The following is a 26,855-nucleotide window of genomic DNA, read 5'->3' on the forward strand; positions in this document are numbered from 1 at the left end:
GCGCGGACCGTTTCCCGTGGCGGCCGCGTCTACACAAACGGCAGCGTCGCCGTCTCGGTGGACTCGGTGATGTTGAAGAGCAGGTTGCGATGTTTGTCCTGAAGCGTGCTCGTGGCCTCGCTCACCGGCTTGTCGCACTGACGGCAGCGAATGGTGAACCGCGGCTGATCCTCTTCGTCCGGCCAGAACCGGCGCGGGCCCAGTTGAGCCCCGGGGTCGTATACGACTTGCTGATGCGGGGCCTCTTTGAGGATCCTGCCCACCGGATGCATTTGCGGGCATTCGAGTTTCAGTGTGCCGATGCCTTCGTAGTTCGTCATTGCCCTCTGTCCTTAGTCTCGTCCGATGCCCATTGTTGTCCGCGACGTTCGCCTCACGCTCGCTCGGGGGTGAATGTGTAGGTCTCGCCATGCGCAAGGTAGACGAACTTCGTCGTCGTGCTCGAGGCCGCGGCGGCCTTCTGGAAGTCGTCGAGGCCCGACAGGAACACCGAAAAGTCGTTGTAGTGGATGGGGATGGCGGTGCGGGGTTTGGTGATCTCGACGGCCCGGACTCCCTGCTCGCCCGTCATCGTGACCACCGTGACAAGGAAGGTGGTGCCACCCGTGTGAATCAGGCCGAGATCGATGTCGGGGTAGCGGCGCGGAATGTCTTCGAGGCTGTCGACGAGCATCGTGTCCCCGGTGATGTAGAGCCGGTAGAGCTGCTCGCCGTCGCGGCTGAAGTCGAGCAGGTGCCCGTTGACCGGCATGAGTAGCTCGTTGACCGCCTCTTCGGTCGCGTGCTTGGCCGGCATGGCGGTGACGGTCAGGGTGGCGTCGCCCTTGTGCACCTCGAGTGATTCCCAAGTGTCCAGGGGGTAGCCCCGCTGGAAGCCGAGGGCACCGAGCTTGTCCACCGCGTCGGCCGTCGAGACGATGGGTAGGTTCTTGTCGAGCTCTTGCGCCGCGACGTCGTCGAAATGATCCCCGTGGTAATGCGACAAGACGATCAGGTCGATCGGCGGCAGGTCGGCGATCTGGCAGGCCGGCTCGACCTCGCGCCGGGCCCAAATGCCATGGCCCAGATACACATGCTCGCCCTTGTGCAGGAAGGCAGGGTCGGTCAAGATCGTCAATCCGCCGAACCGGATCAAGGTCGTCGCGTTGCCGATGAAATACACACCGCCGTCGTTGAAATCTGCTGTCCCACTGCTGGTTAACTCCAAGGAAGCCATCGCGTTGTCTCCATCGCTGTGTCCGTCCGCGGTGCGCGGGCGTGGGATATCGCCGCTCCAGTCTGGACCGGATTGTGCGGCCGCGGTAGGGGCGAACAACACCCCCGGGCGGTGATGGTTAACCTCAGCCTCATGCCCGCCGACGCCAAGGGCCGAAGCCCCACCGCGACCCGCATCCTGCGCGCGACCGCGGAGTTGATCGCCAAGCAGGGCTACTCGGCGACGTCTACCCGAGACATCGCCGCTGCCGTCGGCGTCGAGCAACCAGCCATCTACAAACACTTCTCGGCCAAAAGCGACATCTTCGCGGCGCTGGTCCAACTGGCCCTGGAGTGGCCGGTCGAGTTGGCCGGGGAAATTGCGCCACTGCCCGCGCCGGCCGTCGTCAAGCTGCACCGCTGGCTACAGGAATGCCTCGACTATCTGCATGCCTCGCCCGAAGTGGTGGTCTCCCTCATCGCCACCCCCGAACTGTGGCAGGACCGTTTCACGGCGGAGCAGGAGCTGGCGTCCAAGGTCGAACGGCTGCTCGTCGAGTTGGTCGAAAAGGGCCAGGCCGAAGGCGACCTGCGCGCGATGAATCCGCTATCGGCCTCCCGGCTCGTGCAGGCGCTGTTCGACGCGCTGACCCCCCAGCTCACTGTGAACCCGGATGAGATCTTGGAGTTCGCGATGATCGGGCTCTTGGCGGATTCCACCCGGTTGCCCGAAATACGTTCCGCCGCAGCCGCTTTGGATGTCCATATAGCCCGGCCCAGTATCTAAACGTTCCCTTTCCCTTGTCCCACAGCACTTTCCGTGCGATCTGGGCACCTGGGCCAAGTTAGCACGCGCAGGCCGCCCCGCACTGAATGCCCACTCGACCAACTTCGCCGCGCACACGTCTTGACAATCGGTTATCGACTGATAACCTTGTGCTTAGTTATCACCCGATAACCACACGCCATGACCAGGAGAAAACTCGCCATGACGCAGACGCTGAACGTGGAGTACGCCGAGCTGACGACAAGAGCCCACGAGGTGGAGGCCCAGCTAGCGGCCGTCCCACTCGAAAACGGCCAAGCGCCGTGCGCCCTGGAGATGGTCATCATGGCGGCCCAACAACTTGAGTTGTCCGCCGACAACATGCGGATTTACCTCGGGGCGGGTGACCGCGAACGGGGACGTCTGGCCCAGTCGCTGCGCAATGCCGCCGAGGCCTACCGGGAAACCGACGAGAAGGCCGCGGACGCTCTGGACAACGAAACGCCCGTGTCGGCGGTACGGCCAAAGTTCGCGGATCACGCCGGGGCTCCGGTGACGCTCACCGAGACGGCATCGCTGATGTCCGGGGCGCCCATCCCCTACTCCTCGGCCAAAGAGGCAGCGCAGCTGCTCGTGCGCGGCGACCAGGGCGCGTCGTTCCTCCAGTTCGCGGATGCCTGGACGGCGTATCAGCGCACGTTGCTGGAAGCCTGCTACCGGTTCCGGCCCTTCACCGAGTGGGACAGCGACGCGAGCCTCGTTGTCGAGCAGAACTTCGACCAGCACCGGGGCTGGCTGAATCACATGGCGACCTTGTGCGGCCAGCTGGCGAGCCAGGCCCGAAACGTGGTTGCCGCGCACCGCTGGGCGGTCCGGGAGCATCCCACCCTCGAGCAGATACGAGCGCTCGACGAGCGGTGGGTGGCGACCCAGAAGCTGCGGGGCTGGGACACAAACCCGTTGGGGAAAGCTGCGCTGCTGCGGATGTACGCGGAATACCAGGCGAAGTCGGAGGCAGTGCTGGCCGAATACGAGCGGAGGGCAAATCTGCCCTTGTCGCCGGTGAGTCCGCCGAAGCCTCCCAACGCCTACAAAATTGCTCCGCCACCCGAGTCCGGGCCAGAGCCTGGGCCGGGACCTATGCCTGGGCCACTGCCCACGCCGGATGACGGCCAGCTGCCGCCTGGCGGGATCGGGATGCCCGGCATGCCATTCGGCGGAATGCCGTCGATGCCGACCGACTCGCAGGTGACCGACTCGATGCTGAGCCAGAGTTCGAAGGACGCCCAGCGGTCCTCGGCCCTGTCGACGGGCGCGGGCCTCAAGCCGGCGTCGGTCGGGGGCGGCGGGGCCGGCGTGCCGACGATGCCTTTGCAGCGACCCCCGGGCTCCGGAGTGGCGTCCGGGTTCAGCGCGGCCCCCGGGGCCGCGGGCGCCGGTCGTGCGATCCCGGTCCCAGCCGCATACGCCGCGCTCAACGGGGGTGGTGGCATGGGTATGCCGATGGGCACCCCCGGTGGTCAGTCGCAAGCCGCCGGCAAGGGCAAGCGCGGGCCGCAAGAGGAGCAGGCGCTCTACACCGAAGACCGGGCCTGGACCGAGGGCGTTATCGGCCGACGGCGAGCTAGTTGAACGCAGGTTCCCGCCTGGTACTTGGCCTTTGAGCCTGAGACTGAAGTCGGCGCCGTCGCGGTCGGGCACAGTGGAGTGGTGAACTCGCGCTCCGCGTTGATTTGGTTGCTGGCGGTGGGCATGCTGGTCACCTGCTGCAGGAGCGGTACGGGCTCGCGCGCACCCATGACAAACCCGGTCCCCCCGCGCGCCAGTACACCCGCGGCTGAGCCCGCGACTGCCCCAGCGCCGGTCGTGGCCCCGGCCGGCAAGGTGGTCCCGATCGGCAACGCACCCGAAGGCATCGCTATCGGAACGTCGGGAATCGGAGCGGTCGCTGTGCGGAACCCCGACGGTGTTGAGCTGATCGACGCCGCTAGCGGTGCAGTGCGACAGACGGTTCCGACGGCGGGAGCTGCCCGGCACCTGAGCCTGGCCGGACCCGACGGGCCGGTGTTGGTGCCGCTGGAAGCTTCCAACGAACTGTGCGAGCTGACCCTGGCCGACGGCCGAGTGGAGTCCACCGCAGTGGGTGTGGGCCGACAACCGCACGACGCGGCCCGGACTGCCGGGGGAACGATCGTCGTCACCAATGAGCTCGGCGGCGGTGTGGTGTTCGTCCGCGGCGGCGCGGTGCTCACGTCACTTCCTGCCGGCCCGGTGCAGCCCGGCGGCGTCGCTGCAGTGGGCGACTACGCAGCGGTGGCCGACGTGCAGGGGAACGGGGTGTGGGTGTACGACGGATCGACTCGCCAGCAGGTAGCGCAGGGCCCGGTCGGCGCGAAACTCACTCACGCGGTTGCCCTGTCGGGCGATCTGGCCGCCTTCGCGGATACCGACGGAGGCGCGGTTTTCGTCGAGCGCATCGATCCGCAGCTCACCCAGGTCGCCAAAATCGACGCTCCGGGCAAACCCTACGGGTTGGCTTACGACGCGCGGCGCCGTCGCCTATACGTCACGCTGACCGCGTCCAACCTGATGCGGGTGATCGACGTCTCGGATGCGTCGAAGCCGCGGACACTCGGCGATGTCCCGACCGTACGACAGCCTAATTCGGTTGCCGTCGAACCACGTTCGGGCACCGTGTTGGTGACGGGCAGTGACCCCCAGAGCGGCAGCGGCTTGCAGATCGTCACCCCGGACCTCTTGCCGCCGGAATGAGCGGGCGCGCATCGCCCATCCTGCAATCCCGACGCAGAATCTTCGAGCGGATCGCGGTGAAAGCGGAGTTCACGGTGATCGGACACGTATTTGGCACGGCGGTCCAGATTGAGCCAAAAAACTCTCTGAGCTGAGAATATGTGTGTGGTCCCGGCTGGGATCGAACAAGGCGGATTAGTTTGCTAGTCTGGTGCTGTGACCAGCGAAATAAGGCCTCTGAACAGCCTTGATAGCCACCGGGTAAAGTAAATCTCATGCAATCTCGTATTAGCCGATATGAACGCATCTTGCACGTATCTTGCACGCCGGCGGCATCATGAGCGCGGGGAAGCGATCGTTCGGCGCCATCCGCAAGCTCCCCTCCGAGCGATACCAGGCGCACTACACCACCCCCACCGGCGCTGTCGTCAAGGCGTCGGGCACGTTCGCCGCCAAGATCCACGCCGAAGCCTGGTTGGTCGACCGCCGGCGCGAGATCGATGAGAACCGGTGGAACCCCGGCGCCGCGGAACGCACCCGCGAACGGGTCACCTTCGCCGACTACGCACAGACCTGGCTCGCAGGCCGCCAGGTCGGCGGCCGGCCGATCAAGGCGCGTACCCGAGCCCACTACGCCGGCATCATCGCCCGCGAGTTGAAGCCGGCATTCGGGCCGCAACTGTTGACCGCGATCACGCCGGCCGACGTGCGTAAGTGGTACGCGAAGACATTGGTCGACAAGCCGACGATGAGAGCGCACGCTTACGACCTACTGCGGACCATTCTGTCCACCGCGTTCGAAGACGAGTTGGTCGACGCCAACCCATGCCGCATCCGCGGCGCCGGTTCGGTCAGGTGCGTCCACAAGGTCACGCCGGCCAGCATCGCCGAAATCGAGACGATTGCCGCCAAAATGCCGGTGCGGCTGCAGCTGGCCGTCGTATGCGCGTCCTGGTTGGCGATGCGGCTCGGTGAAACCCTCGAATTGCGCCGTGGCGACGTCGACCTCGACGCCGGCGTAGTCCGCATCCGCCGCGCCGTGGTCCGCGCCGGTGGCACGCTGCAAATCGACACGCCGAAAACGGCCGCCGGCGTGCGTGATGTTGCGATCCCGCCGCATCTGGTCGAGCGGTTCCGCGACCACCTGGCGCAGCACACCGGCGCCGCCGATGACGCGTTGTTGTTCCCCTCTGGCGCCGATTCGACCCGCTGGCTGCAAGCCAAGGCGTTGTACAAGGACTACCGCAAGGCCCGCGCCGCGGCCGGCCGGGATGATCTTCGTTGGCACGACCTTCGGCACAGTGGCGCCGTCCTGGCTGCCACCGCCGGCGCCACCCTGGCCGAGCTGATGGCACGGTTGGGGCATTCGACGCCACAGGCCGCGATGCGCTACCAGCACGCCGCGGAAGGTCGCGATCGTATTGTCGCCGCGGCGATGTCCAAGCTGGCAGCAGCAGATTGAAATAGGCGGTAAAGTCACCCTCACGTAGGCCATAAAAGGGGTCCTCCGGTCTGCTGCGGCAGCGCGGGACCGCTCCGAAAAGAGAAACGGCTGAGCCACTGCTCGCTGCTCTCATTTCGGAGGACATCCTGTGAAATTCCCGCTGCTGCTCATCGCGGCGCTCGCCGCCTCTATCGACGCCGGCGCGAACCGCGCCACCCGGCGGCCGCAGAAGAAAGTCGCCACCGACGACCATTTCGTCAGTATCAGCGACGCCGCCGCCTATCTCGCCGTCGATCCGATGACCGTCCGAAACATGTTGAAGGACGGGCGTTTACGCGCCTGGACGCTGGGTCCGCGGGTGGTGCGGATCAAGCTGTCGGACCTCGACGCCGCGCTACAGCCGTACGGCGGTGGCAATGTCACCTGATGATGTGGGGGGCGCCCCGGTCAGGCCAACCGGAGCCACCACCACCGAAACCGAATCCGCCAGTCAGCAGATCTCAGATTCCACGATCATAAGCGCCGGCGGCGACGCACCATGATCGCCGAAAGCCACCTGGCGATGCTGGGCGAATCCGGAATCACTGCCGACTTCGCGATGGCCCGCGGCTACGAGACCATCACCGACCCCGAGCGCCTGGTCGACCTGGTAGACGGCCAGGGCATCACCAAGGCCGGCCGCCACGTCCCCGGCCTGCTGATCCCGCTGCGACGTGCCGAAGGGTCCACCTGGGGCTACCAGTACCGGCCGGATGTCCCGCGGTGCGACAGCAACGGCCGGCCACGCAAATACGAGACCCCATACGGGCAGCGCAACGGGCTCGACATCCCGCCCGGTGTGGCCGCCATGCTCGCCGACCCGAGCGTGCCGCTGTTCATCACCGAAGGCACCAAGAAGGCCGACGCCGGCGCCCTGAACGGGCTGTGCATTGTCGACCTAATCGGTGTCTGGAACTGGCTGCACACCAACACCGCCGGCGGCAAGATGGCGATGCCCGAATGGCGGGACTGTGCGCTCAACGGCCGCCGCGTGATTATCGCGTTCGACTCCGACATGACGCGCAACGACAAGGTGCAGAAGGCGGCCCGCGGGCTGGCCGGCTACCTGGCCACCAAAGGCGCCCGCATCGAATACCTGTGGCTGCCCGGTGACGACGAGAAAACCGGACTCGATGACTACCTCGCCGAGCATTCGGTCGAGGAACTATGGCAGCTGGTGAAGCCGGTGCAGCCGCCGCCGGTCTCCACTAGCTTTCTTATCCCCTCGAAAACCAGCGCAACCGCGCAACCGCGCAGGTCAACCGAGGTTCCGGCGATTGCGCGGTTGCCCCGCATCCTCGACGCAGTGGCCGAGGAAGTGCAATGCGGCCTGGTCGGCGAGGAGCGGTTGGCGCAGACGCTCTACCTGGTGCTGACCTCGCGGCTGCTCGACAAACAGGTATCCGCCGGCGTCAAAGGCCACTCGGCATCAGGGAAGTCCTACACCGTCGAAACCGTGACCCGGCTATTCCCGCCCGAGGCCTACCTCGAATTCACGGCCATGTCGGAGAAGGCGCTCATCTACTCCGACGACGACTACGCCCACCGAACCCTCGTCGTCTACGAGATCACCGCTCTACGAGAAGGTGTCGAAGACGACATGACTTCCTACTTCGTGCGGTCGCTACTGTCCGAGGGCCGCATCGACTACCAGGTCACGGTGAAGGGCAAAGACGGTGGTTTCACCACCAAGAAAATCGTCAAGCAAGGTCCGACCAACCTGATCTTCACCACCACCAAGACACACGTGCACGCGGAAAACGAAACCCGCATCTTGTCGTTGGCGACCGACGACTCACGCGAGCAGACCAAGCGGGTGCTGCGCGAACTCGCCGACGAAAGCAACGGCGCCCGTGACCCCGAACCCTGGCGCGACCTACAGCGGTGGCTGGCCGACCAAGAGAACCGGGTCACCATCCCCTACGGCCGCCAGTTGGCGGAATTGATCTCACCCGTGGCCGTGCGATTGCGCCGCGACTTCGGTTCGCTGCTCGCACTGATCCGCGCCCATGCGGTGCTCCATCAGGCCAGCCGATCACGCGACGACGCCGGCCGCATCATCGCCACCCTTGACGATTACGACGTGGTCCGCGACCTGGTGGCCGACACCATCGCCGAAGGCGTGGGAACCATCGTCTCCGGGACGGTGCGAGAGACCGTGAACGCGGTTAAAGAGCTGGCATCCGCGCATCCGTGGGGCGTCATGGCCCGCGACATCGCTGCCTATCTGAACCTGGACAAGTCCAATGTGAGCCGGCGGTTAGCCATGGCCGCGGATGACGGCTACCTGGTCAACCAGGAGGACAAGCGAGGCAGACCTGGGCGGTGGGTGATCGGTGATCCGCTCCCGGGTTCCGATGGTCTGTTGCCGACCGCCGCGCAATTGCGCAACCCTGTTGCGGTCCCTGACCTGGGGAGTTGCGCGGTTGCGCCGGAATCTGACAGCAAGAAAGACACGAACGGCCAACCTCGCTGCGCGTGCGGCGAACCGCTGACCCAACCGGTGTCGATTGAGCGCGGAACCTGCGAAGACTGCCACCTTTTCGGCCCCGTAGAGAGGCAGGCCGATCGATGAGACCCGCCCGATGATCGCGCGACCGGCCACATAGACCACCCGCGGGAAAGTCCCGCGGGAAAGTCCCGCGGGGAGCAGGAAAGGGACAACGACATGAGCGACGACGAAAACATCGGCCCGATCGAGATGCTGAACCATCTGGCGGGACTGGCTGCCGACGTACCCGGCTGCGAACACTGCGACGCCGAGACCGATCTGGTAGCAGCAGCGGCCGGCACCTTCGGGCTCGCGGTGCATCACGACGCCGACTGCCCCTGGCTGGCGCAGCATGTGAGCGGCCCCGACGAGATGTATCACACCAAGCGGCATTTCAGCATGGAAGAATTGGCCGAAGTGAAACGGAAACTGAACGGAGACAACGACGATGAGTAAGAAAACCACCGACCCCGCAAGCCCGCTGTATCAGGCGGATATCACCGGTGTCGGGTTTTTACCCAGCGACAGCATGATCGATGATTCGATCGGAAGTGTTCCCGCCACAATGGATTACGCTCAAACCGACCCGCAGGTCGACGCCGGAACCGATATGGTCGTGCCAGCGCCGCTGCCAGGCAGCATCGCGACCCACATCGAACCCACCGAGAGCGACTACAACACGCTGTCCGACCACCGCTACACCATGTTAGGAGACGACTGAAATGACCACCCCCACACCAGAATCCGGTGGCGATTCGCCAGAGCTAGAGCCCACCGACGACCAGCTCCGCTCCGACGAAGCCAGACGGTACCGGCAGAAGCTCCGTGAAACCGAAGCTCAAGCAGCGCAAGTCATTCAGGACAACATCGATCGTGAGGCGCGGCTACAGGCGACCGAACGGTTGCTGGTCGACCAAGAGCTTGCCGGCAAGTTCGCGGACCCGCGAGACTTCTGGACGCAGACCGAGCTGACAGCGGTGCGCGACGAGTCGGGCGTCGTGGATCTGGCCATGGTCGCTCAGCGCGCCGACGAGCTGTTGTCCGAGCACCCGCACTGGGCATCACCGGACCCGCGGGTGCCGCAGCTGGCACCGACGAGCGCGGTCGGCGGCCAAGGGCTGATCGGGTTCGGCCCGCGCAGTGTGCTCGACGTCGACAACGTCATGCCGCAACCGGCGCGCAGCTTCGGCCAGTTCTTGACCGACGCGGCCAATGCGACACCGCCCCCCGACTGAAAAACCGCCAGCCAGGAAGGGGCATCAGGCGCGCGTGCGGTGGTAGCGTGAGACCAGCTTCCAGCGGAAGCGACCGCACCGGCCCGTGGCCAAGCGGTGTTCGTCTCTACCGTCGCGCTGTCGCGCGAGGTGTCCGCTGGGGGCTTTCTTCAGGCGCTCCTTGGCCTCCCCCAGTGGATATCTAGCGTTTACAGCGTTTGCTAATCCGTTGGGAGTTAAACCATGGCTTTGACTAGTGGCGTCAGTTCTGGCGCCGGAATTTTATCCGCCGAAGAGGTCGGAATTTTGGTAGTCCAACCGCTGCGATTGCGCAGCGTCGGGCTGCGAGTCAGCACCGTTGTCGAGACGATGCGACCGACGTACCGGTTCCCGATCGTGGAATCCGACGCGACCGCTGCGCTCGTCCAAGAGGGTTCTGAGATCACCGAGAGCGAAGCTGATTTGGGTCAGATTTCGGTGACCCCGGTCGGCATCAAGGCATTGACCACCGTCTCAAACGAGCTGATCGCAGATGCGGCCGAAAACGCGGCTGCCGCAGCGGTTATCGCGGACGGCCTGGTCAGATCCTTTGCCAGAAAGTATGACAAGTGCTTTTTCGGTGCCGTGTCGAACTTCGACGGCACCAGCGCGCCCGCCATGAGCGGACTGGAAAACGTTGCCTACCAGGCGGTCAACGTCGGTGCGCCGTACAGCAACCTGGACCCGTTCGCCAAGGCAATCAGCCTGATCGAATCAGTCGGCTCGGTGTGCACGTCGTTCGCCGCGTCGTTCTCCACCTGCCTGTCGCTGATGGAACTCAAGAAGTTCGGGGCCACCACCGACGTCGTGTCCAACGAGCCGCTGCTGGCACAGGGTGAAGGCGATGTGTCACAACCAGTGTCGCGCAACATCTTCGGCGTGCCGCTGTATAGCGCACCGGAAGGCACGATTGAGGACGGCGTCGTGTGGGCATTGGCGAGCGACAAGACGTTCACGGTGATGCGCATGGACATCAGCATTGTCGCCAACCCGTTCTCCGCGTTCAGTTCCGACAGCACTCAGATCCGCGGAGTCATGCGGCTGGCGCCGGGATTCCCGCATGCGGCGGCTGTCGTGAAAATCACTGGCGCCGTGCCGGGTTCGTAACAGACTGGCGTCCCGGTTCTTGTCCAGGGTAGCTCCGAGGACCGGACGCCGCACCCGGCTGGCTGTGCTTTCGCAAAGGTTTCCACAGCCAGCCGGGTGCCTCCAAACAGTAAGCAGGACAACGTATATGGCTTTTTGGATCATCGGGACCGGCCATCTGAGCAACGGACAGGACGACGACTGTGGCGAAGAAACAACGCAGACCCGCGGTGAAATGTGTGATGCCGCAGGGCGCTCGACGCCTCACGCTGGCACAGTTCACGGCCGCGTTGGATCGCGCTGAGCGTGAGTTCGGGTTGTGCCCCATCGCTGACGAGACGGATGCCGACCTCGCGGAGTATGAGGCCATTGGTTCGGCGTTCCTCAAGTTCGGCTGACGCATGCGAGCAGCCAAGGCGTGCGGAGAAATTGGATGTCCCGAACTGGTTCGAGACGGCGGTAGCCACTGCCCTGCCCACCGACGTGCCCAACCACGATGGGGCACCAGCCGCGCAGCACAAACAGGGCACAAGGCACGACGTGCCAGAATCCTCAAACGAGACCCATTGTGCCAGTTGCATTTAGAAGGCTGCACAGGGACATCGACGGTGTGCGACCACATCATCCCGCTTGCTGCTGGCGAGGCTGCCGGTGGTGTCGACACTGACGCGAATTGCCGTGGCGTCTGTGCCTCGTGTAGCCGCAAAGTCACGAGCCAGCAAGCGCATTGGTTCAAAGGTGACAACGTGCCCTGCCCATGGCAACCCCACACCACATCCGCCGAAGGCGACCCATCCCCGCCGAGACCATCCACACCGGCCCTCCCGCGCACCATCTGGATCGCATGACCACCACCGGACCCCCGCCACGGCAACCCCTACCCCGGTCAAAAATCGCTCTCGGCCAAACGGCTGATCTTGTTGCCCGCACGCATGAAACGCTGAAATCGTTAGGAGACCGCTATGGCGCATTGTGCCGAATCGCGCAGGGTACGACGCGACCTGGACAAACAACTCGCCGCGTCGGCTGCCGCGTCTGGCCGCCCGCTGGTGTGGAGTGCCCAGGATCGCGTGGTTTTGGATCTCATTTCGACCCAGATCGACCGAAAAAACGAGCTGTTTGCCGACCGGGCGGTGGCCGATGACATGAAGATCCGCGTCAAGATCAGCGCGGAGTTGCGGTTGCTTGAGGCCAGCATCGCTCGGCTGTTGAAGCAGGTGTCGACCGAGGTCCCCAGGCCGATGAGTCGCCGGTCCCAGAAGGCTCAGGCCGCAGCCCTCACCAGGTGGAACCATGGCGCTTGATCAAGGCGGCGGGCCCGGTTGGGCTGTTCCCGGCTACCAGATGCCCGTGGGCAGCTATGCCAGGTTGCTGCGCCGTCAGTGTGAGCGGGAGTGTGCACCCGACGCCAGGCATTTCGGCGAACCGGACTGGGCGAAGTGGAAGGCCGCCGGCGCGATCAAGGCCGCCACGATGTACGACGAGCGCTTGGCCGCCGCGGCGCCGATCGTCGTGGGCGCCATGGACTGCGGCATACGCGACAGCCGGGTCGCCGACACGCTGCGGCTGTATTCGGACGACTTCGCCGAAGTGGCCAGCGTCTACAGCGGTGAGATGGACGACGCCGGCCGTTGGGAGTTGGTCACGCTGGCGCCGCGGTACCGGCCGGCCCGTGCCTGACGATTCGGCCGCGGTCGACGCTCTACGTCTGGCGCTCGCGACGTTCGACACTGCCGGCACCGCCACGGTGATCGCCGAGATCCGCCACGATCGCGGGCACCTGATCGCGGTCGCCCTCGAATTGTGCGGCCTCCTGGAGGAAGCGATCGAGGAACACGACCGCGGTGGCGCCGTCGCCTGGATCGAGGCCCGGCTGCTGGTCGAGCTGGACGCCGGCGCCGGTACCGCCTAGCCGTGGCGGGAGTTCTCTAGAGCGGCTGATTGCGCTGCACGCAAGCCACGATCGTCTGACACTCGCTCAGGGTGAAACCCGTTGCCCCGTTGCTATAAAGCCTGTTCGCGATGGCCTCGGGTGGTTGGTTGCGGGCCAGCAGCTCGCTTACCGACTGTCCGAGGCTAAGCGCGTCGCTATCTGGAACGTATCCACCCAAGCCGCCTTTCACGCAGCGCAGGTAACCGTCCGCGTCGGCATGGGCAATTGGACACCCAGACACCGCGATCACCGCAGCCGTGATGGCGCATAGCAGCGCCCGATCCAATACGTCCCGGCGCAGAGTGCAGCTCACTGGTTAGATTGTTCGATCGCCTGGGCGACGATGATCAGTGCCTTTATCTGTGCGATCTTCAGCGCCTCCTCAGTCGTGTGCGGAGCGTGGGCATTCTCCTCAATCCCCTTGATGGTGTTGAGAACTTCATCGACCAACGCCATAACTATTCCTCCTTATCGTTTGCCCTCACAATGTGATGGTTTGGATGACCTCTTGAGGTTCGTCGCCCTCCACCCAACGCATCGTCAGCTTCAGTTCCGGCGGGCTCTGCGCGAAAACCCCCATGCGCCAATCCCTATGGGAATCCGCAAGCAGGTCGAAGGGTTGACGGTCGTAGAGGAGATCAACCGGTTCACTGCTGCCAACTGCGCCGTAGGGCCAGACACCTTCATAGACGAATTCGAATTGTTCGGCTGTGACGTTCTTGCTCTTGTTTTCAATGACCAGGCGGTCGCCCGTGCGTCGCGCACGCGGCACCGCATGTTCATGTTCAGCGCTGTGTCGTCGTCGCACACTCGGCGTTCTGAGTCCCATCTGAGTCACGTCGTCCTCGATTGCGGTGTGCACCTTGCGGGACAGATCGGCTAGATCGTCGTACTCCGCGAGAAGTCCCTGTGCCTGCAATTCGCTTCGGAACTTCTTCAGCGCGGCGAGCTGTTCAAGGTCGGCGTCACGTCTGATCGACTCATTAGAAAACCAGACGTGCACGTGCTTTCCGGCATCGATCGCGCGTTGAATCTCTTCAGCGGTGCCCGACACCGCAGCCGCGGTGGCCTGCCCGAGCCGACTGTCGAACAACCCGACCACTATGTCGGCGTCGTCTACCAAGTGCTTGTTGATGACGTCTTGGCCGGTGCCGGTGCCAAGTCGGGGCACAGCATCTGCCTTCCAGTCCCGCGGTAACAGAATGACCTGAGCAGATTTGGCCCGTGAGCCGTTCCAGCGGTGCAGGCTCTCCTTGACCGCCGTCACTGCCGCGCCGGTGTCTCCCGGTGTGGAGATCAAGACCTCTAGCACGTGCGCTTCAAACATGAACTACAAGTCTGACGGTCAGGTCCGACATTTTGCTAGGACCATCTTGCACGTATCTTGCACGCGGCTCAAAAATTGAGCAAAAACCATGTTTGACCTGCACTGATGGGGGTGGTCCCGGCTGGGATCGAACCAGCGACCTTCCGCGTGTGAAGCGGACGCTCTTCCACTGAGCCACGGGACCGGCGCCGAGGGGCGAACGAGGAGGAAGACTAGCACGAAACGGATGTCTCAGATCCCGCCACGTGCCTGTCTGGGTCGCGCGATAGCCTAGACACGGCCCACACCAAGAGATTTGTGCGGGCCTGCTTTCTTGGACTATCGTCGTCCTTCGCACCGGGCGACGATCTCGTCCGTTGCGCGCGGATGTAGCGCAGTTGGTAGCGCATCACCTTGCCAAGGTGAGGGTCGCGGGTTCGAATCCCGTCATCCGCTCGAAGGTGCAAGAGGCATCAATCCAGCGGTGGAGTGGCCGAGTGGTGAGGCAACGGCCTGCAAAGCCGTGCACACGGGTTCGATTCCCGTCTCCACCTCCATTTTTTGCTCCCGGCGCGATTAGCTCAGCGGGAGAGCGCTTCCCTGACACGGAAGAGGTCACTGGTTCAATCCCAGTATCGCGCACCAGAGTTTTAGCTGTTCAAATGCTATATTTAGCAAGGCTTAGCAAACGTCATGCAATAGGTATGCAATAGCACACTATGCTTCTGCGCTTGTGCCGTTGGCTCGATAGAGTGCGCGGTCCACCGTTCGCAGGCTACGGGCGCAGCGTTGGCTGATCCCCCTGCAAACCTTGACGTATTCCATGTAGGACGGATAGGGCTTCGGAGTCGGATCGGCAATCTCTCGGTATACCACCAAAGACTTGACCGCGCGCACGTCGATGACGGTGTGCTCTTCCGGTCGCCAAACCATCAGCAGCGAGGACGCCATCGGGACTCCAACACCGTTGAGCAGAGTCAAGATCCGATGCTGGATCGGCATCGGGGCGGCCAGAGCGGTACTGGTGATGTCGCGAATCATCTCGTCAGTATTGGACGCCATCGTCTGCCTGGCCCGGGGCTTTTCCACTCGCCTACGGCCATGAAGTCTTCGCGGTCATAGCACTTCCGCTGGCGCACCCGCGGGCCCACCTGGTTCAGCACTTTCTCATCCGCGTCTACCCGGTAGCGGCCCGCCCAGTAGTCAATCCAATTTGCATCAACTGCCATGTGCGCCGCCTCTCGCATGTCTGAAGTCGCAGAGCGAATCGAATCCCATGATGAAACCACCACGCACGTAGGAAATCACCTTGGTCGGGCCGAGCTTTGACCGAAGTGGCTCGAGCAATCGCCAGGTCTTCGGCCTGCCCACTGACATGCACAGCCGAACATGCCAACGCCTCCAGGTCGACTTGAAGCTTCCCTTCAGCCATCACCACCCCCGCGCCACAGATCTCCGAGTTAATGCCTCATAGCAATACCCAGTAACGGGTCGCAATTCACCACAGTTGACATCGAGGAACTGTCCGATTAACTGGAATTCGTCAACACCGCAAGACAACTCACGCCACGGGAGGCAGCGCAATGCAGATCCTCGCTGTCGCAGGCATCATCACCACCTTCGCCTTGCTCTGCGCGGCGATCTACTTCGTCGCTCGATCGCTGCAACGCCGGGGCCGTGACCTCACGTTTGTTGACCCGCGCTATCCGGAGTCCATGCAGGGCGTGCAGCCAACACCCAATATCGCGCCGCCGGGTCACCCGTACCCGGCTGACGACACCAGCCTTGCCGCCGACGACGGTAAAGATGCCCCGCCGCGGGGCCTGAATAGTCGATGAAGCTGGAAGCTAAGGCTTAATCCCTCAACCGTTCCGATTCGACCTCTCAAAGATTATTGTCCTGCCAGGACTCGATTCGATTTGATGGGTACATTCCAGTGAACGCACCACGTCGGGTGGCATCAGTCGTTATCGGCACCGCGATGGGCGTAGGCAGTGCCATCGTTGTCGCCATTAATCCGGGCGTGGGTGGGTTCGCCGTTGCGGGTCTGCTGATCGGTCTTACGGTCCGCTGGTTGACCAACAGGGCCTTCGATGCCCAACACCATCACTAAGCGCAGACGCCTCCCACACCACTAGTGCTGGCGCACAAGGCCTATTGCTTCTGCGCGCACACGCGCCAGCCCCAACCCTGTCCGACGTCATCCGGCAGCGGCCATCAGCACCGGCTGGTCGCGGTAGAGCGCCGGGTATAGCTGCTTGAGATCGTGCAGCTTGGGGATGTCGTTGATCGAGATGTAGGGATTCGAGGGATTCGAGTTCATGAAGTCCTGGTGATACTGCTCGGCGGGAAAGAACCCGAAATCCGGGGACACCTTCGTGACGATCGGGCCGGGAAAAACACCCGCCTTGGTCAGCTGAGCGATGTAGGACTCCGCGACCCGCTGTTGGGTCGGGTCCTGGAAGAAGATCACTGATCGGTACTGGGTGCCCTCGTCGGGACCTTGCCGATTGAGCTGTGTGGGGTCCTGCACCACCGAGAAGAAGATCCGTAGAAGTTGGCCGTAGGTCACCTGACTCGGGTCGTAGGTGATGCGCACGGACTCCGCGTGCCCGGTGTGACCACCGCTGACGTCTGCGTAATCCGCGGTCGTTTTGGCGCCTCCGTCGTACCCGGATTCCGCCGCGGTTACCCCTTTGACGTGCTGGAACACGCCTTGGACGCCCCAGAAGCATCCGCCGGCCAAGATCGCCGTCTCGCTTGTGCCGGACGCCGGTGTGGGTTCGTCGACATCAGGTGCCGGAACTGCGATCGAGCCCGCTGCCTCACTCCGGGGCGTCATCGCTGGATCGACACCAATGGACACCGCGACTGCGAGACCCAGCAGTCCAAGACGAGTCGCCAGGGTTACCCATCTGCGGGATGTGTTCATCGCCATCTCACCAGTGTCCTCCTCGCCGGGGCAGGCCGTCGGCTCAGTCCCAACGAGGCACACCGCTGGGCCACCGGCCCCTAATCCCCTCCCGCCACGAAGGGCCTTAGGGCCCTAGACAACGGCGTGAGGGCGACACACACTTGGGCGCATGAGCCGCGGACAGCCAATCATGGTGCCGTGGGCCTATTGGTGGCACCGCTATGTTCTCCGGCACCCAATGGCCGGACCACAAGAGGCAGGCCAGGTCGACATTTGGCACGACGAGGTGTGCGGGCGCCCATTTAACATGCTGGCGCGGCTACCAGTGGACGCGGCCGCCGCTCCAAACAGCGTGCAGCGGTCAGGAAGACAACAGACCCACGCCTGGGACTTCATAGCCGCGGCGATCCCCAATGTGCCCGACGGTGCGGGCTTTTTCGACAGCAGCGCCGCCGGCGGAATCAGCCATGTGGACGATTCGGCGCACCCCGTGACCAGGATCGTCACGCAGCGGGTGACCGCTGATCAGTTGCACCGCATGCGGGGGCATCTCCCCATGCCGATATTCATTTCCGATGGCAACGACCCGCAGGCTCATCCACATGGGTTCGAGACGCAGACCTCTCGAATGGTGTCGACAGTGAGCGTCCACGATGGCAGTTCGATCGGCGGCCGACAAATGATCACGGTCAGCTTCCTCGACGGGTCACCCGACCGTGTCCTGGAACCCAACGACGAGTTCGACATCCACCTGCTGATACCGGGTCCCGACCAGGCGCCGGGCGAATCCCCCGAATAGGTCCGCGGCCCAGTCAGGCATCACGCCAATTGGTCTGGGGGTATCGGCTCGGGCACGGTGTTCTGCTTGGTGGTCATGTCCCGGCATTCCCCGTAAATCGTGATCGATCCTCCCGCATTCTGAACCGGCGAGTAAGCATCGAATACCGCAGTGGCACCCTGCCTGCTCACCGCGGGGGAATGCGTGTGGAAGTCGCCCGGCCCTTGCCAGCCATGTTGTTTCAGCGTCGAGACCATCTGTTGAACCTCCGCTTGCGAAGCTTCGAGGGTCGGCGCGTGATCGTAGTCGAGTCCCACGATTCCCCGGAAAGGCGCGACGGCCTGGTCATTACAGGAGTCACGGCTGAAATGGCCCGAGACGCCTTTGAGTCCCAGAGTCGCGATGATCTCGCGTGCCGCGTTGATTACTTGCGCTTTGGACTCGTCCGGAGTCATCGGATGTGTCACCCCTTCGCTCAAATTCCTTATCGTGCTACAGGATTGGAGTGTGATGGCGAGCATCCCCGCCACCACGCAGGCAACCGCCGAACGCCACATGACCACGCCGATCCTCTCGAAGGTGTTCGCCGATGATTTCAATGGTAGTGATCCCGCGTCGGGGGGCGAAGGCTCTCGGGATCGAATTCGTCCGGGAGCCAATAGGTGCCGCGATGTTCGGCGGTCATGTTGTCGTGCTCGAGCGCGTCGCCGTGGCCGGATGCGATGTCGGCGATGCTGAACAATGATTCGTTGCCGGGCGTGAAGTAGGAACTGTGATCCTTCAACGGGAACGTCAGGCCGGGGGCCTCGGCCTTGAAGCGGGTTGAACCGAAGCCCTCGACGGCGGGGTCGTTACCCAGTCCGATCGTGACCCCCGTTCCGGGTAGATGCCCCTGAATGCCGCCGAGGTGGGTGATCGGGTCTGTCGATGCAGCGCCCACGTACACATGTCCCCCGCCGGGCAGGTGAAAGTCGGCGGCGCTGTGTGCCAGGTCGGTTCCCGGGCAGCCGACCAGGACGACGTCGTTGGCGTGCATGCCCGACCCGGCTGCCGCGTCGGCCACCGTGGTGGAGCCATAGGAATGGCCGACCACGGTCACATGGGAGCTGCCAATGCCGTGGGTTACCCCAAGTGCGTTCACATCCCCGGCGAGCAAACCGCCTCCGTCTCTGGCGAGCGTCGTCTGTCCAATTTGGGGGTCGAACGGGCTGTCAGGGGCGTGATACCCCATCCACACCAGAACCGAATCCGACTTGCCCGGATCGGCTCGTCGGGCTTCGTTGTAGAGGTTTCGCCCGTCCGTGTGGGAAAGGTAGCCGTCGCGAACGCTGCTCCCAGTCCCGGGCACCAGCACTGTGGTGTTGTCGGCTTTGTCGGGATTTCCGATCGCGATGGCTTCTCTGCCTCGACCGTCGAAAGCTTCGGGGTCGTAGGTCTGCAGGAACACCGGGTTTTTGCTGCCATCGGGATTGGTCCCGTTGACGTTGAGTCCATCGCGGGTCTTTGTCGCGTTGTTGTAGCGCGTGATCGCCGAGGGCGTGAGGCCATACTGCTCCGGGTGTTCGGTTACCTGGCTCACCGGAACGTGGTTTTTCGTGGCTACGCTTTCGACGCGGGCGATGTCATCGGTCATGACCGCCTGGTTCACGTTGTCGCGAGCGATGGTGTCAATGCCGTTGAGGTTGCCCAGCTCGGGCGGGTGCTGGGCGAGCAACTGATCCCGTTGTTGTTGGCTGAGCGAATTCCACCACCGCTTGACGTCTTCGGGGTTGGTGTTCGGCGGCGGGATTTGAATCTGTTCCGGCTTCCCCCCGGCGTCCACCGGCTCAAGTGGCTTGGGGTCGTAGCCGTCGGTGCGCAGGGTGGTCAGCGATCTCTGCAGGTAGTCCGAGTAGCCGTTGCGGAGCGATTGCAGTTGTCCCAGAGCCGATTTGGTGTCGTCGATGGCTTGCTGTTCGAGAGTGTCGATGAGGGCATCGACCGCGGATTGATCGGCGGCGCTGAGATGGCCCTGTTTCTCCAGCTCCACCGCTTGGCCGATTTCGCTGTCGATCTGCTCGAGCTGACCCTCCAACGTCGAGATCGTCGTGGCGCCGGCCCGCTGCGCTTCGGACAGGGCGGCGGCGATGTTTTCCAGATCTACCCCGATCTTGGGCAACTGCAGTGACTGCGCGCCAAGGGACTTGGTCACCTGCTGCACCTCGGCGGAGTCGTTGATCGGGTGCTCGCCGCTATCGTCTCGATTCCACGACGCCTCAAAACGACGACGGGCTGCGTCGAAGGCGTTGTTGGATTCGGTGGTGCAGCGGCCCGCAGCGTGAAAAGCCTCAGCCAAACCTGAAATCTGAGCAGGACGCCCAGCCTGGAGGCTGTTGTTGATGGCCCACGGGTCACTACCGGCTTCGGCAATCAACGCCGCGACGCTTATGTAGCGGAGTTGCACCACCCCTCCTGAGCATGCCCGCCAGCGCGGCCCGGCCGACGACGGCACGCATGCAAGAAGCCGCCGGTATCGATCAACATCGCCACCCCCACGCTGGCGATAAGGCTACTATCGCGGCTCAGGCCATCAATTCACATCACCGATAATTCCGGATGGGTGGTCACGGCCCGCCGCCGGGCGCCGGCATCGCCGACCAATTGAACGTGTGATGAACTTGCCCGGCGCCCCGATGCCTGAGAACAATGCGGCGAGGAAAATCGCTGACGTGAAGGTTCAGGTTTACGACAACAGCGCGTACGACCCCGATCCGATCGTGGTCAACCGCAGCGATGTGGCCGAGACGATCCGACCGTGGTTCCTCGACGCACCGGACGAATACCACCAGGCGATCCGCGATCTGCAACGCTCACTCGACGTCGCACCCCGCGACACGCTCGGCACGGATTCCACCTCCGGGCTCTGCGAGTATCTCGGCATCACGCTTCGGGTAGCCGATGTCGCGCCGGCCGCCCATGACATCACCATGGGCGAGCTGACACAGGACGAGATCGATACGGCCAGCAGGCTCTGCCGGTCCGAGGGAGTGCCGATTATGTACGCGGAAAGCGTGGCCCGGATCCTACGGGAAGTAGCCCGCAGACGGGCCGTCCAGTAGTTTCGCCGACGCAGATTCCTTTGTGCCGCATGGGATCCGGTTCGCCGACGAACTCGCGCCTGGTCACGGGGTGGGCGCGCGCGGCGGCGGAGTCCAGGTCTTGCCGTCCGTCGTCCACCCGCACGGCAGGTAGTCGTACCGCGGACCGTCGAATGTCAGGCATTTGGGTGCGTTGAACGGCGGCACAGGAGCCGGCGATTGGTTGTCAGCGTGAGCGACCACCCCGCCGAGCGTCACCGCCCCAACGGCCACGAGTATTGCTGCCAGTATTCGCATCGGAGGCCCTCCGCATGTGTCACCATGACCCGCCACTGTCGATGGTAGTCGTCAACTTAGGCGTGAACCTGCGGAATTTCTGCGACTTCGGAGGCCCACGGACTGATCTGGGGCCGATCAAGTAGTCGACGCCGGCACAGCCGACCCGTTGATCGGGCCGCAGCCGCAGCATGGCGATACGGCTTCCACAGGGAACATCGAGAATGGCTGCGCTGTATGGTATTTCAGCGCTGACGCGCATCGCCGTACGGATGCGATCCACGTCCGTGCCCGGCACTGCCCGGCCGAACCGCGGCGCCACGGCGGGACGCGCCACGGCCCAGTCCGTACGGAGCGTCCTGACGTATGAGTCTCCTATGTAAACCGCGCCTCGACATGAGACTTCAGCGCCCAGGCCGTGTCATTGATAGATGGCGAGGAAGGTGCCCGCGGCAGCGGTGCTAGGCGCGGCGGTCGGCGTGGCGCTGGCCTCAGCGCCGGCGGCGCACGCCGATGTCAAGGGCTACCTCAACTACCTGGCTTCGCACCACATCAACACCGCGCTCAATACCCCCAAGACCAACATCTACTTCGGTTTGCGGGTCTGCGAGCTGCTCCGCGGCGGCACCACGCCGGAGCAGATTGCGCAGGAGGCGGTTTCCACAGCTGACATGCCGGGGATCATCGGGGCGGCACAGCACGAGCTGTGCCCCGACACCTTGCACTGACGTCCTGCCTCGAAACCGGCGCCGCGGCTGCGGCGGCCCGCTCATCCAGTAATCGGTCGATCTGCTCGGTGCTCGGCATCCGGTCGCACAGCACACGCGCCACCCGCCAGGCGCGCGACAACAACCGAAGCTCGGCATCGATGGCCTCGAGGTTGCGCATTGGCGGAGCGTAGATCGGTACGGCGCGAAGCGCACTTCACCCTGCCGTGGGCCGTGTCAGCGCCGAACTCGACCAAACACCGAATTGCCAAGGATCCATTGAGAATTCATCAAGCCGGCAGCGGGAATCTGACGGGGTCGACAAACACCTGATGAGCAACAGGAGGAGAATATATCTCGATTAGCCAACATATTTCCGTCGCCGTGGTGCTCGCGTTTGGCGCCGTCGCTATGCGGCATGCGTCCCGCCGGGACGCTGCCACGGCTCCGCAGCGTCTAAAGGACAATCGGCGAAATACCCGACGGCTGAACCAGATTCGGCCGAGAAGCTCCCCGGTCACTGACCATACAGTCGGCGGAATGGGCCTATCCACTAATACGAATGCAGCCGGTCCGCATTGTTACCCGCATCGATTTCAGTAATATTCGGAAATGCCGTGAACGCGGTACGACGTTTGCACGTGAATTCCTTCCGCGACCGCTTGGCCGGCCAATATTTCAGGCAGGAGCTCGTGGCATGAGCCAACAACGCGATCAACGACAGCCGGCTTCAGACGTCGTCATCGAGTTGGACGAACCCGGCGAGATGTTCGCCGTCGATCAGCGCGGACTGCTGGACGGCGCACGCCGCATCGATACCGGCATCGACGAACTCATCGACCGGCTGCTCGCCCAGAAGACGTTTGACCGCAAGCAGCGCATCGTCTTGGACGTCGCCGGCGAGTGCTCGGATGAAGTGGGCGCCAACCTGGTGGAGTCGGTCCGTCGCTACTGCGAGCTGGCAATACGCCGAGCCAACCGCCAGCACGATCTGATCTGGCGCCAGGGCATGCGGTCGCTGGTGAGCGGCTCGCTGCTGTTTGTCGTCGGCATCGGGCTGTCGTATCTGTTCACCCGCCCCTTCGTCGGCGAGTTCGCCGGCGAGCTGTTCGGAAACGGCGTGTTCCTGGTCGTGGCGTGGGTCGGCCTGTGGTACCCGCTCGATGTGCTGTTTATTGCCCGTGAGCAGGCAAAACGCGAGGCCAGGGCGCTGAGGGCGATCCTGAAGATGCAGGTCGCCGTTCGCGCCCACAGCGGCAACGTGCACGCCACCGGTGCACCCGGATTCCCGAACAGGCCGCCCGGCGGATACCGATCTGTCCGCCTTCTCAGCTCGCGCATTCGCTTGAGGGGCGCCCCGCCAACCGGGGCACCGGGCGCGAGCTAACGCGCGTTGTCGCAGTTCAGACGGCATACTGCCGCTGGCTGTACTGATGCGTTGGCGGATCTTTGCCTGCTATTCAGCGAAGGCGAGCGTTAGGGTCACGTTCAAACAGGGCACTAGAGTGGGGTGCAACCACTTGGGAGGAGTTCACACATGGTCACACGCGCACTGACAAGACTGGGTGTCACGATCGGCGGTCTGGCGTTGGCGTTGGCCGCTGGAACCGGTACGGCATCCGCAGATCCAGACTTTGGTCCGATGATCAACACGACCTGCACCTACGACCAGGCCGTTGCGGCGTTGCGCGCGCAGAATCCGATGTTCGCGAGCTACCTCGAGCAATCGCCGCCGAATGTGGCGTTCTTGCATCAGTACGTTAATTCGACGCCGGACCAGCGGGTCCAACTACTCCACCAGGTGGAGCACAACCAGGGTGCGCAGCAGGCGTTCCCGATCTTCCAGCAGATGTTCACCACCTGCAACAACTTCTGATCAAGGATTGCGCCAAAGCCGTTGCACGGCCGGCGCTTTGACGACGCCTCGACCGATGCGTTCACGCAGACGAACGTAAGCCCGGCAAATTAGCCGGGCTTACGCTTGACTGAAATCTGATGGGCCGCGCTTAGAGCGGGTCGTTGTCCATGTCCGGGCAGAACGCCAGGACTGCGGCGGCGGCGATCACATTGGCTTGGCTATCCGTGTATCCGAGGCCTTGGATCCGCTGCACGGCTTCTTGCCCAGGCAGGTTATTCCGCAGTTCCTGGCACAGCGTCGTGCCGATATGGACGATCTTGTCCTGGTTCGCGTAACTGATGTGATGCGAACTCAGTGTGGACAGATAATCGGACGTGCTGTCGGCGTGGGCAACCCCGGGCGCGAAAAAGAGCACTGCGGACAGGGCGGCCAGCGACCCCAGTACTGGTTTCATGCGCGGAGCATAAGACGATAGCCTTACGATTCAGTGAACTGCGGCTGAACGGACGGCCCGCGCACGGCCAACACACCGAGCTCTTGAAGCTGGTGACGGGGCCTTTTTGGCTAACCAGGCAATTTTGACCAGACCGAGCGAAAATCAGCCTCTCCTGCGGTCGCTCCGGGGCGGCGAATGTGTCAATCTGGGCCGTATTCCATACTTTTATGACTGCCGGGGCATGCGCGGCGACACACGCTTCGGCAAATGTTTTCAGCCCTACGGTGAGGAACTGGATTGACGTCGAACCGATTTGCCACGATGCTGAGCGCCGCGGCCATCAGCGTGGCGATGGTGTCGGGGTGTGGGGGAAGCACGACGACCAGCGACCCCTCGGAAAAAACCAGCTGCGGGGGCAAGAAGATGCTGACTGCCAGCGGAGCGACCGCCCAGGCTAAGGCGATGGATCACTTCATCTACGTGTTCGAAGAGACCTGCCCGGCCCAGACGGCGAGCTACGCCGCCAATGGCTCGGCGACCGGGATTAGCGAATTCATCAGCGATAAAACGGATTTCGGCGGGTCGGACGCCCCGTTGGACCAGGGCCAGTCCGATGCGGCCCAGAAGCGCTGCGGTTCGGCGGCATGGCACCTACCTTTGGTGTTCGCCCCGATCGCAATCGTCTACAACGTCAAGGGCCTGAGTTCACTGAACCTCGACGGTGCGACGACGGCGAAGATCTTCAACGGGGCCATCACCAGGTGGAACGATCCCGCAATCGCGGCGCTCAACCCCGGCGCCGCCTTGCCCGTCGCCCCGATTCACGTCGTGTTCGGCAACGACGAATCCTGGACTACCAACAACTTTCAACAATATCTTGATGCCGCGTCCAACGGCGCGTGGGGCAAGGGTGCCGGAAGGAAATTCAACGGCGGCATCGGTGACGGCGCCAAGGGCAACGACGGCACCGCCGCGGCCGTCAAAGCCACCGACTCCTCGATCGGCTACACCGCCTGGGCGATCGCCCAGGCGAAGACGTTGACCACGGTCAACATCGTCACCTCTGCCGGCCCGGATGCGGTGGGGATCAGCACCGACTCGGTGGCCAAGACGATTTCCGGAGCAACCGTCAGCGGGCAGGGCAACAATCTGGTCCTCGACCCGCTCTCGTTCGACAAACCGAGCCAGCCCGGCTCGTATCCGCTGGTGCTGACGACCTACGAAATCGTCTGCTCCAAATACCAGGACAGTACTGTGGGTACTGCCGTCAAGGCCTTTCTGGAGAGCGCGATCGGTCCCGGCCAAAAAGGGTTGCAGGACAACGGAAATATTCCTCTCCCGGATGCGTTCAAGTCGAAGTTGTCGACTGCGGTGAACGCCATCGATTCGTAGGTAGTCGTCTGTGAAATTTGTGGCGGCAGGATACGGCAGCCGCGGCGACGTCGAGCCCTTCGCCGCCGTGGCCCGAGAGCTGCGGGAGCGGGGCCACGAGGTGTGCCTGGCGGTTCCACCCGGGATGATCGCCTTCGTCGAGTCCGCAGGGCTTGCCGCGGTTCCCTTCGGGTCGAATACGCCGTCGAGCATGGACCCCACCGACGTGGTGCGGCGGGTCATGCAGCTGTGGTCGGAGTGGGCCGAGGCGTATAAGGCGCTGGCAGTTGAGGCGGACCTGCTGTTGGCGGGCAAAGGCGAGCAGGGGCTGGCCGCCAATGTCGCTGAGTACTACGGGATTCCGCTCGCCACACTGCATTTCTACCCCGGTGACTACGCGACGCTGGGGGGCGTCATCGGGGGCTTGGCCAAGCAGGCCGAAGACGCTCAACGTCGCGAGCTGGGCCTGCCGGACGGGATAGACCCCGCAGAACAAACCCTGGAGATCCAGGCCTACGACGAGCTTTGCTTCCCTGGATCGGCCGCCGAATGGGCGGAGCAGGGCCGGCGACGCCCCTTCGTCGGCGGCCTGACGCTGGACTTGCCGACGCACGCCGACGCCGAGGTGTTGGCGTGGATCGCGGGGGGAACGTCACCGATCTACTTCGGCTTCGGCGGCGGCGTGAGTCTGCCGTCTCCTGTCGAGACCGTCGCCGTCATCACGGCGGCCTGCGCGCAACTCGGTGACCGTGCGCTGATTTCCCTTGGATCGCATGACATGTCGCAGATTCCGGTGGCAGACCACGTCAAGGTCGTCGGCGCGGTGAATCACGCGGCGATTTTCCCGGCCTGCCGCGCGGTCGTCCACCATGGGGGCGCCGGCACCACAGCCGCAGGCATGCGCGCAGGTATCCCCACTTTGATCCTGTGGATCGCGGTCGACGACCAGCCCATGTGGGCGGATGCCGTCACTCGGCTGGGGGTGGGCGCGGGTCGCGAATTCTGGTCCACCACATTGGATTTACTCGTCGCGGACCTGCGCTCCATCCTCACTGAAGAATGCGCCGCCCAAGCTCGTGAGTTGGCCACCAAGCTGACCACACCTGCGGAAAGCGTTGCCCGTGCCGCCGATCTGCTGGAAGACGCCGTCCGCTCGGGCCGCTGATCGGCGACGC

The 26,855-nt window shown here is 63.7% G+C and carries 32 protein-coding genes and 4 tRNA genes; 25 read left to right on the forward strand and 11 right to left on the reverse strand.

Going from position 1 to position 26,855, the window contains the following annotated elements; genetic code table 11:
• Positions 1-29: 29 nt before the first annotated feature.
• Together MNAB215_RS27720 and MNAB215_RS27725 are read right to left on the reverse strand one after the other, a co-directional pair.
• A complete protein-coding gene (locus MNAB215_RS27720; RefSeq protein ID WP_077081615.1) occupies positions 30-320 on the reverse strand; it encodes a hypothetical protein in 291 nt (96 codons plus the stop codon).
• Between the two features lie 53 nt (positions 321-373).
• Positions 374-1,216: an MBL fold metallo-hydrolase gene (locus MNAB215_RS27725; protein ID WP_077082397.1), complete on the reverse strand. Its 843-nt coding sequence runs from the start codon at positions 1,214-1,216 to the stop codon at positions 374-376.
• Between the two features lie 132 nt (positions 1,217-1,348).
• Here MNAB215_RS27725 and MNAB215_RS27730 point away from each other — a divergent pair, with 132 nt between their 5' ends.
• The 14 genes from MNAB215_RS27730 to MNAB215_RS27795 all read left to right on the forward strand — a co-directional run bounded on the left by MNAB215_RS27730 (position 1,349) and on the right by MNAB215_RS27795 (position 12,936).
• Positions 1,349-1,981, forward strand: a complete 633-nt coding sequence (locus tag MNAB215_RS27730) for a TetR/AcrR family transcriptional regulator (protein WP_077081616.1) — start codon at positions 1,349-1,351, stop codon at positions 1,979-1,981.
• Between the two features lie 201 nt (positions 1,982-2,182).
• Positions 2,183-3,592, forward strand: coding sequence for an EspB family ESX-1 secretion system-associated protein (gene espB / locus MNAB215_RS27735; RefSeq protein WP_165691620.1), 1,410 nt, complete (start codon positions 2,183-2,185; stop codon positions 3,590-3,592).
• A gap of 78 nt (positions 3,593-3,670) precedes the next feature.
• Complete coding sequence (locus MNAB215_RS27740) at positions 3,671-4,732, forward strand: YncE family protein (protein ID WP_174604643.1); 1,062 nt, start codon at positions 3,671-3,673, stop codon at positions 4,730-4,732.
• A 316-nt stretch (positions 4,733-5,048) separates the two neighbouring features.
• Positions 5,049-6,173 (forward strand): site-specific integrase, encoded by a 1,125-nt coding sequence (locus tag MNAB215_RS27745; RefSeq protein ID WP_077082399.1) that lies wholly within the window; start codon positions 5,049-5,051, stop codon positions 6,171-6,173.
• A gap of 130 nt (positions 6,174-6,303) precedes the next feature.
• Positions 6,304-6,582, forward strand: coding sequence for an excisionase family DNA-binding protein (locus tag MNAB215_RS30435; protein ID WP_245830415.1), 279 nt, complete (start codon positions 6,304-6,306; stop codon positions 6,580-6,582).
• 111 nt (positions 6,583-6,693) lie between these two features.
• Positions 6,694-8,769, forward strand: a complete 2,076-nt coding sequence (locus MNAB215_RS27755; protein ID WP_077081618.1) for a DUF3854 domain-containing protein — start codon at positions 6,694-6,696, stop codon at positions 8,767-8,769.
• Between the two features lie 93 nt (positions 8,770-8,862).
• Positions 8,863-9,141 (forward strand): hypothetical protein, encoded by a 279-nt coding sequence (locus MNAB215_RS27760; RefSeq protein ID WP_077081619.1) that lies wholly within the window; start codon positions 8,863-8,865, stop codon positions 9,139-9,141.
• Positions 9,134-9,406 (forward strand): hypothetical protein, encoded by a 273-nt coding sequence (locus MNAB215_RS27765; protein WP_077081620.1) that lies wholly within the window; start codon positions 9,134-9,136, stop codon positions 9,404-9,406. The genes MNAB215_RS27760 and MNAB215_RS27765 overlap by 8 nt, the downstream gene beginning before the upstream one ends.
• Position 9,407: 1 nt before the next feature.
• Positions 9,408-9,920, forward strand: coding sequence for a hypothetical protein (locus tag MNAB215_RS27770; RefSeq protein WP_077081621.1), 513 nt, complete (start codon positions 9,408-9,410; stop codon positions 9,918-9,920).
• A 222-nt stretch (positions 9,921-10,142) separates the two neighbouring features.
• Positions 10,143-11,045, forward strand: coding sequence for a phage major capsid protein (locus MNAB215_RS27775; RefSeq protein ID WP_077081622.1), 903 nt, complete (start codon positions 10,143-10,145; stop codon positions 11,043-11,045).
• Positions 11,046-11,227: 182 nt separating this feature from the next.
• Positions 11,228-11,422, forward strand: a complete 195-nt coding sequence (locus MNAB215_RS29545) for a hypothetical protein (protein WP_131829175.1) — start codon at positions 11,228-11,230, stop codon at positions 11,420-11,422.
• Positions 11,423-11,986: 564 nt separating this feature from the next.
• Positions 11,987-12,328: a hypothetical protein gene (locus MNAB215_RS27785; RefSeq protein ID WP_083746275.1), complete on the forward strand. Its 342-nt coding sequence runs from the start codon at positions 11,987-11,989 to the stop codon at positions 12,326-12,328.
• The gene (locus MNAB215_RS27790; protein WP_077081623.1) at positions 12,318-12,704 is read left to right on the forward strand and encodes a hypothetical protein; all 387 of its coding nucleotides are present in this window, start codon (positions 12,318-12,320) and stop codon (positions 12,702-12,704) included. The genes MNAB215_RS27785 and MNAB215_RS27790 overlap by 11 nt, the downstream gene beginning before the upstream one ends.
• On the forward strand, positions 12,697-12,936 hold the full coding sequence (locus MNAB215_RS27795) for a hypothetical protein (RefSeq protein ID WP_077081624.1): 240 nt from the start codon (positions 12,697-12,699) through the stop codon (positions 12,934-12,936). Before MNAB215_RS27790 ends, MNAB215_RS27795 begins: the two co-directional genes overlap by 8 nt.
• 330 nt (positions 12,937-13,266) lie before the next feature.
• On the opposite strand, the gene MNAB215_RS29890 is transcribed toward MNAB215_RS27795, so the two are convergent.
• From MNAB215_RS29890 to MNAB215_RS27810, 3 genes are all read right to left on the reverse strand, one after another.
• Positions 13,267-13,413, reverse strand: coding sequence for a hypothetical protein (locus tag MNAB215_RS29890; RefSeq protein WP_165691622.1), 147 nt, complete (start codon positions 13,411-13,413; stop codon positions 13,267-13,269).
• A gap of 25 nt (positions 13,414-13,438) precedes the next feature.
• A complete protein-coding gene (locus MNAB215_RS27805; RefSeq protein WP_077081626.1) occupies positions 13,439-14,284 on the reverse strand; it encodes a hypothetical protein in 846 nt (281 codons plus the stop codon).
• A gap of 112 nt (positions 14,285-14,396) precedes the next feature.
• A tRNA-Val gene (locus MNAB215_RS27810) sits at positions 14,397-14,468 on the reverse strand.
• Positions 14,469-14,646: 178 nt separating this feature from the next.
• Between MNAB215_RS27810 and MNAB215_RS27815 the strand changes: the two genes are divergently transcribed.
• The 3 genes from MNAB215_RS27815 to MNAB215_RS27825 all read left to right on the forward strand — a co-directional run bounded on the left by MNAB215_RS27815 (position 14,647) and on the right by MNAB215_RS27825 (position 14,908).
• A tRNA-Gly gene (locus tag MNAB215_RS27815) sits at positions 14,647-14,719 on the forward strand.
• A gap of 27 nt (positions 14,720-14,746) precedes the next feature.
• Positions 14,747-14,820, forward strand: a tRNA-Cys gene (locus tag MNAB215_RS27820).
• A gap of 13 nt (positions 14,821-14,833) precedes the next feature.
• Positions 14,834-14,908 (forward strand) — tRNA-Val (locus MNAB215_RS27825).
• Between the two features lie 72 nt (positions 14,909-14,980).
• Here the strand turns inward: MNAB215_RS27825 and MNAB215_RS27830 are convergent.
• Positions 14,981-15,325, reverse strand: a complete 345-nt coding sequence (locus MNAB215_RS27830) for a hypothetical protein (RefSeq protein ID WP_131829176.1) — start codon at positions 15,323-15,325, stop codon at positions 14,981-14,983.
• 521 nt (positions 15,326-15,846) lie between these two features.
• On the opposite strand from MNAB215_RS27830, the gene MNAB215_RS27835 reads away from it, so the two are divergent.
• The gene (locus tag MNAB215_RS27835) at positions 15,847-16,101 is read left to right on the forward strand and encodes a hypothetical protein (RefSeq protein WP_077081628.1); all 255 of its coding nucleotides are present in this window, start codon (positions 15,847-15,849) and stop codon (positions 16,099-16,101) included.
• A 362-nt stretch (positions 16,102-16,463) separates the two neighbouring features.
• Here MNAB215_RS27835 and msrA read toward each other — a convergent pair whose 3' ends face one another.
• Positions 16,464-17,105 (reverse strand): peptide-methionine (S)-S-oxide reductase MsrA, encoded by a 642-nt coding sequence (msrA, locus tag MNAB215_RS27840; protein ID WP_245830416.1) that lies wholly within the window; start codon positions 17,103-17,105, stop codon positions 16,464-16,466.
• A gap of 241 nt (positions 17,106-17,346) precedes the next feature.
• On the opposite strand from msrA, the gene MNAB215_RS27845 reads away from it, so the two are divergent.
• Positions 17,347-17,976 carry a hypothetical protein gene (locus tag MNAB215_RS27845; RefSeq protein WP_131829177.1) on the forward strand — a complete coding sequence of 210 codons (630 nt, stop codon included), beginning with the start codon at positions 17,347-17,349 and terminating at the stop codon, positions 17,974-17,976.
• Positions 17,977-17,996: 20 nt separating this feature from the next.
• Here MNAB215_RS27845 and MNAB215_RS27850 read toward each other — a convergent pair whose 3' ends face one another.
• Positions 17,997-18,554 (reverse strand): hypothetical protein, encoded by a 558-nt coding sequence (locus MNAB215_RS27850; RefSeq protein ID WP_131829178.1) that lies wholly within the window; start codon positions 18,552-18,554, stop codon positions 17,997-17,999.
• The gene (locus tag MNAB215_RS27855) at positions 18,551-20,398 is read right to left on the reverse strand and encodes a putative alpha/beta hydrolase (RefSeq protein ID WP_077082403.1); all 1,848 of its coding nucleotides are present in this window, start codon (positions 20,396-20,398) and stop codon (positions 18,551-18,553) included. Before MNAB215_RS27855 ends, MNAB215_RS27850 begins: the two co-directional genes overlap by 4 nt.
• Before the next feature lie 265 nt (positions 20,399-20,663).
• Between MNAB215_RS27855 and MNAB215_RS27860 the strand changes: the two genes are divergently transcribed.
• Positions 20,664-21,053 (forward strand): hypothetical protein, encoded by a 390-nt coding sequence (locus tag MNAB215_RS27860; RefSeq protein ID WP_131829179.1) that lies wholly within the window; start codon positions 20,664-20,666, stop codon positions 21,051-21,053.
• 63 nt (positions 21,054-21,116) lie between these two features.
• Here MNAB215_RS27860 and MNAB215_RS27865 read toward each other — a convergent pair whose 3' ends face one another.
• On the reverse strand, positions 21,117-21,329 hold the full coding sequence (locus MNAB215_RS27865) for a hypothetical protein (RefSeq protein WP_077081632.1): 213 nt from the start codon (positions 21,327-21,329) through the stop codon (positions 21,117-21,119).
• Between the two features lie 410 nt (positions 21,330-21,739).
• Here MNAB215_RS27865 and MNAB215_RS27870 point away from each other — a divergent pair, with 410 nt between their 5' ends.
• From MNAB215_RS27870 to MNAB215_RS27880, 3 genes are all read left to right on the forward strand, one after another.
• Complete coding sequence (locus tag MNAB215_RS27870; protein ID WP_077081633.1) at positions 21,740-22,036, forward strand: DUF732 domain-containing protein; 297 nt, start codon at positions 21,740-21,742, stop codon at positions 22,034-22,036.
• Between the two features lie 676 nt (positions 22,037-22,712).
• Positions 22,713-23,402, forward strand: coding sequence for a hypothetical protein (locus MNAB215_RS27875; RefSeq protein ID WP_077081634.1), 690 nt, complete (start codon positions 22,713-22,715; stop codon positions 23,400-23,402).
• A gap of 150 nt (positions 23,403-23,552) precedes the next feature.
• Positions 23,553-23,891: a hemophore-related protein gene (locus tag MNAB215_RS27880; protein ID WP_077081635.1), complete on the forward strand. Its 339-nt coding sequence runs from the start codon at positions 23,553-23,555 to the stop codon at positions 23,889-23,891.
• 130 nt (positions 23,892-24,021) lie between these two features.
• Here MNAB215_RS27880 and MNAB215_RS27885 read toward each other — a convergent pair whose 3' ends face one another.
• On the reverse strand, positions 24,022-24,327 hold the full coding sequence (locus tag MNAB215_RS27885; RefSeq protein WP_077081636.1) for a DUF732 domain-containing protein: 306 nt from the start codon (positions 24,325-24,327) through the stop codon (positions 24,022-24,024).
• 303 nt (positions 24,328-24,630) lie between these two features.
• Here MNAB215_RS27885 and pstS point away from each other — a divergent pair, with 303 nt between their 5' ends.
• Both pstS and MNAB215_RS27895 read left to right on the forward strand, forming a co-directional pair.
• Positions 24,631-25,701, forward strand: a complete 1,071-nt coding sequence (pstS, locus tag MNAB215_RS27890) for a phosphate ABC transporter substrate-binding protein PstS (protein ID WP_077081637.1) — start codon at positions 24,631-24,633, stop codon at positions 25,699-25,701.
• A 10-nt stretch (positions 25,702-25,711) separates the two neighbouring features.
• Positions 25,712-26,845, forward strand: a complete 1,134-nt coding sequence (locus tag MNAB215_RS27895) for a glycosyltransferase (protein WP_077081638.1) — start codon at positions 25,712-25,714, stop codon at positions 26,843-26,845.
• Positions 26,846-26,855: the final 10 nt, after the last annotated feature.

The sequence above is a fragment of the Mycobacterium numidiamassiliense genome (assembly GCF_900157365.1).
GTDB classification, from domain to species: Bacteria; Actinomycetota; Actinomycetes; order Mycobacteriales; family Mycobacteriaceae; genus Mycobacterium; species Mycobacterium numidiamassiliense.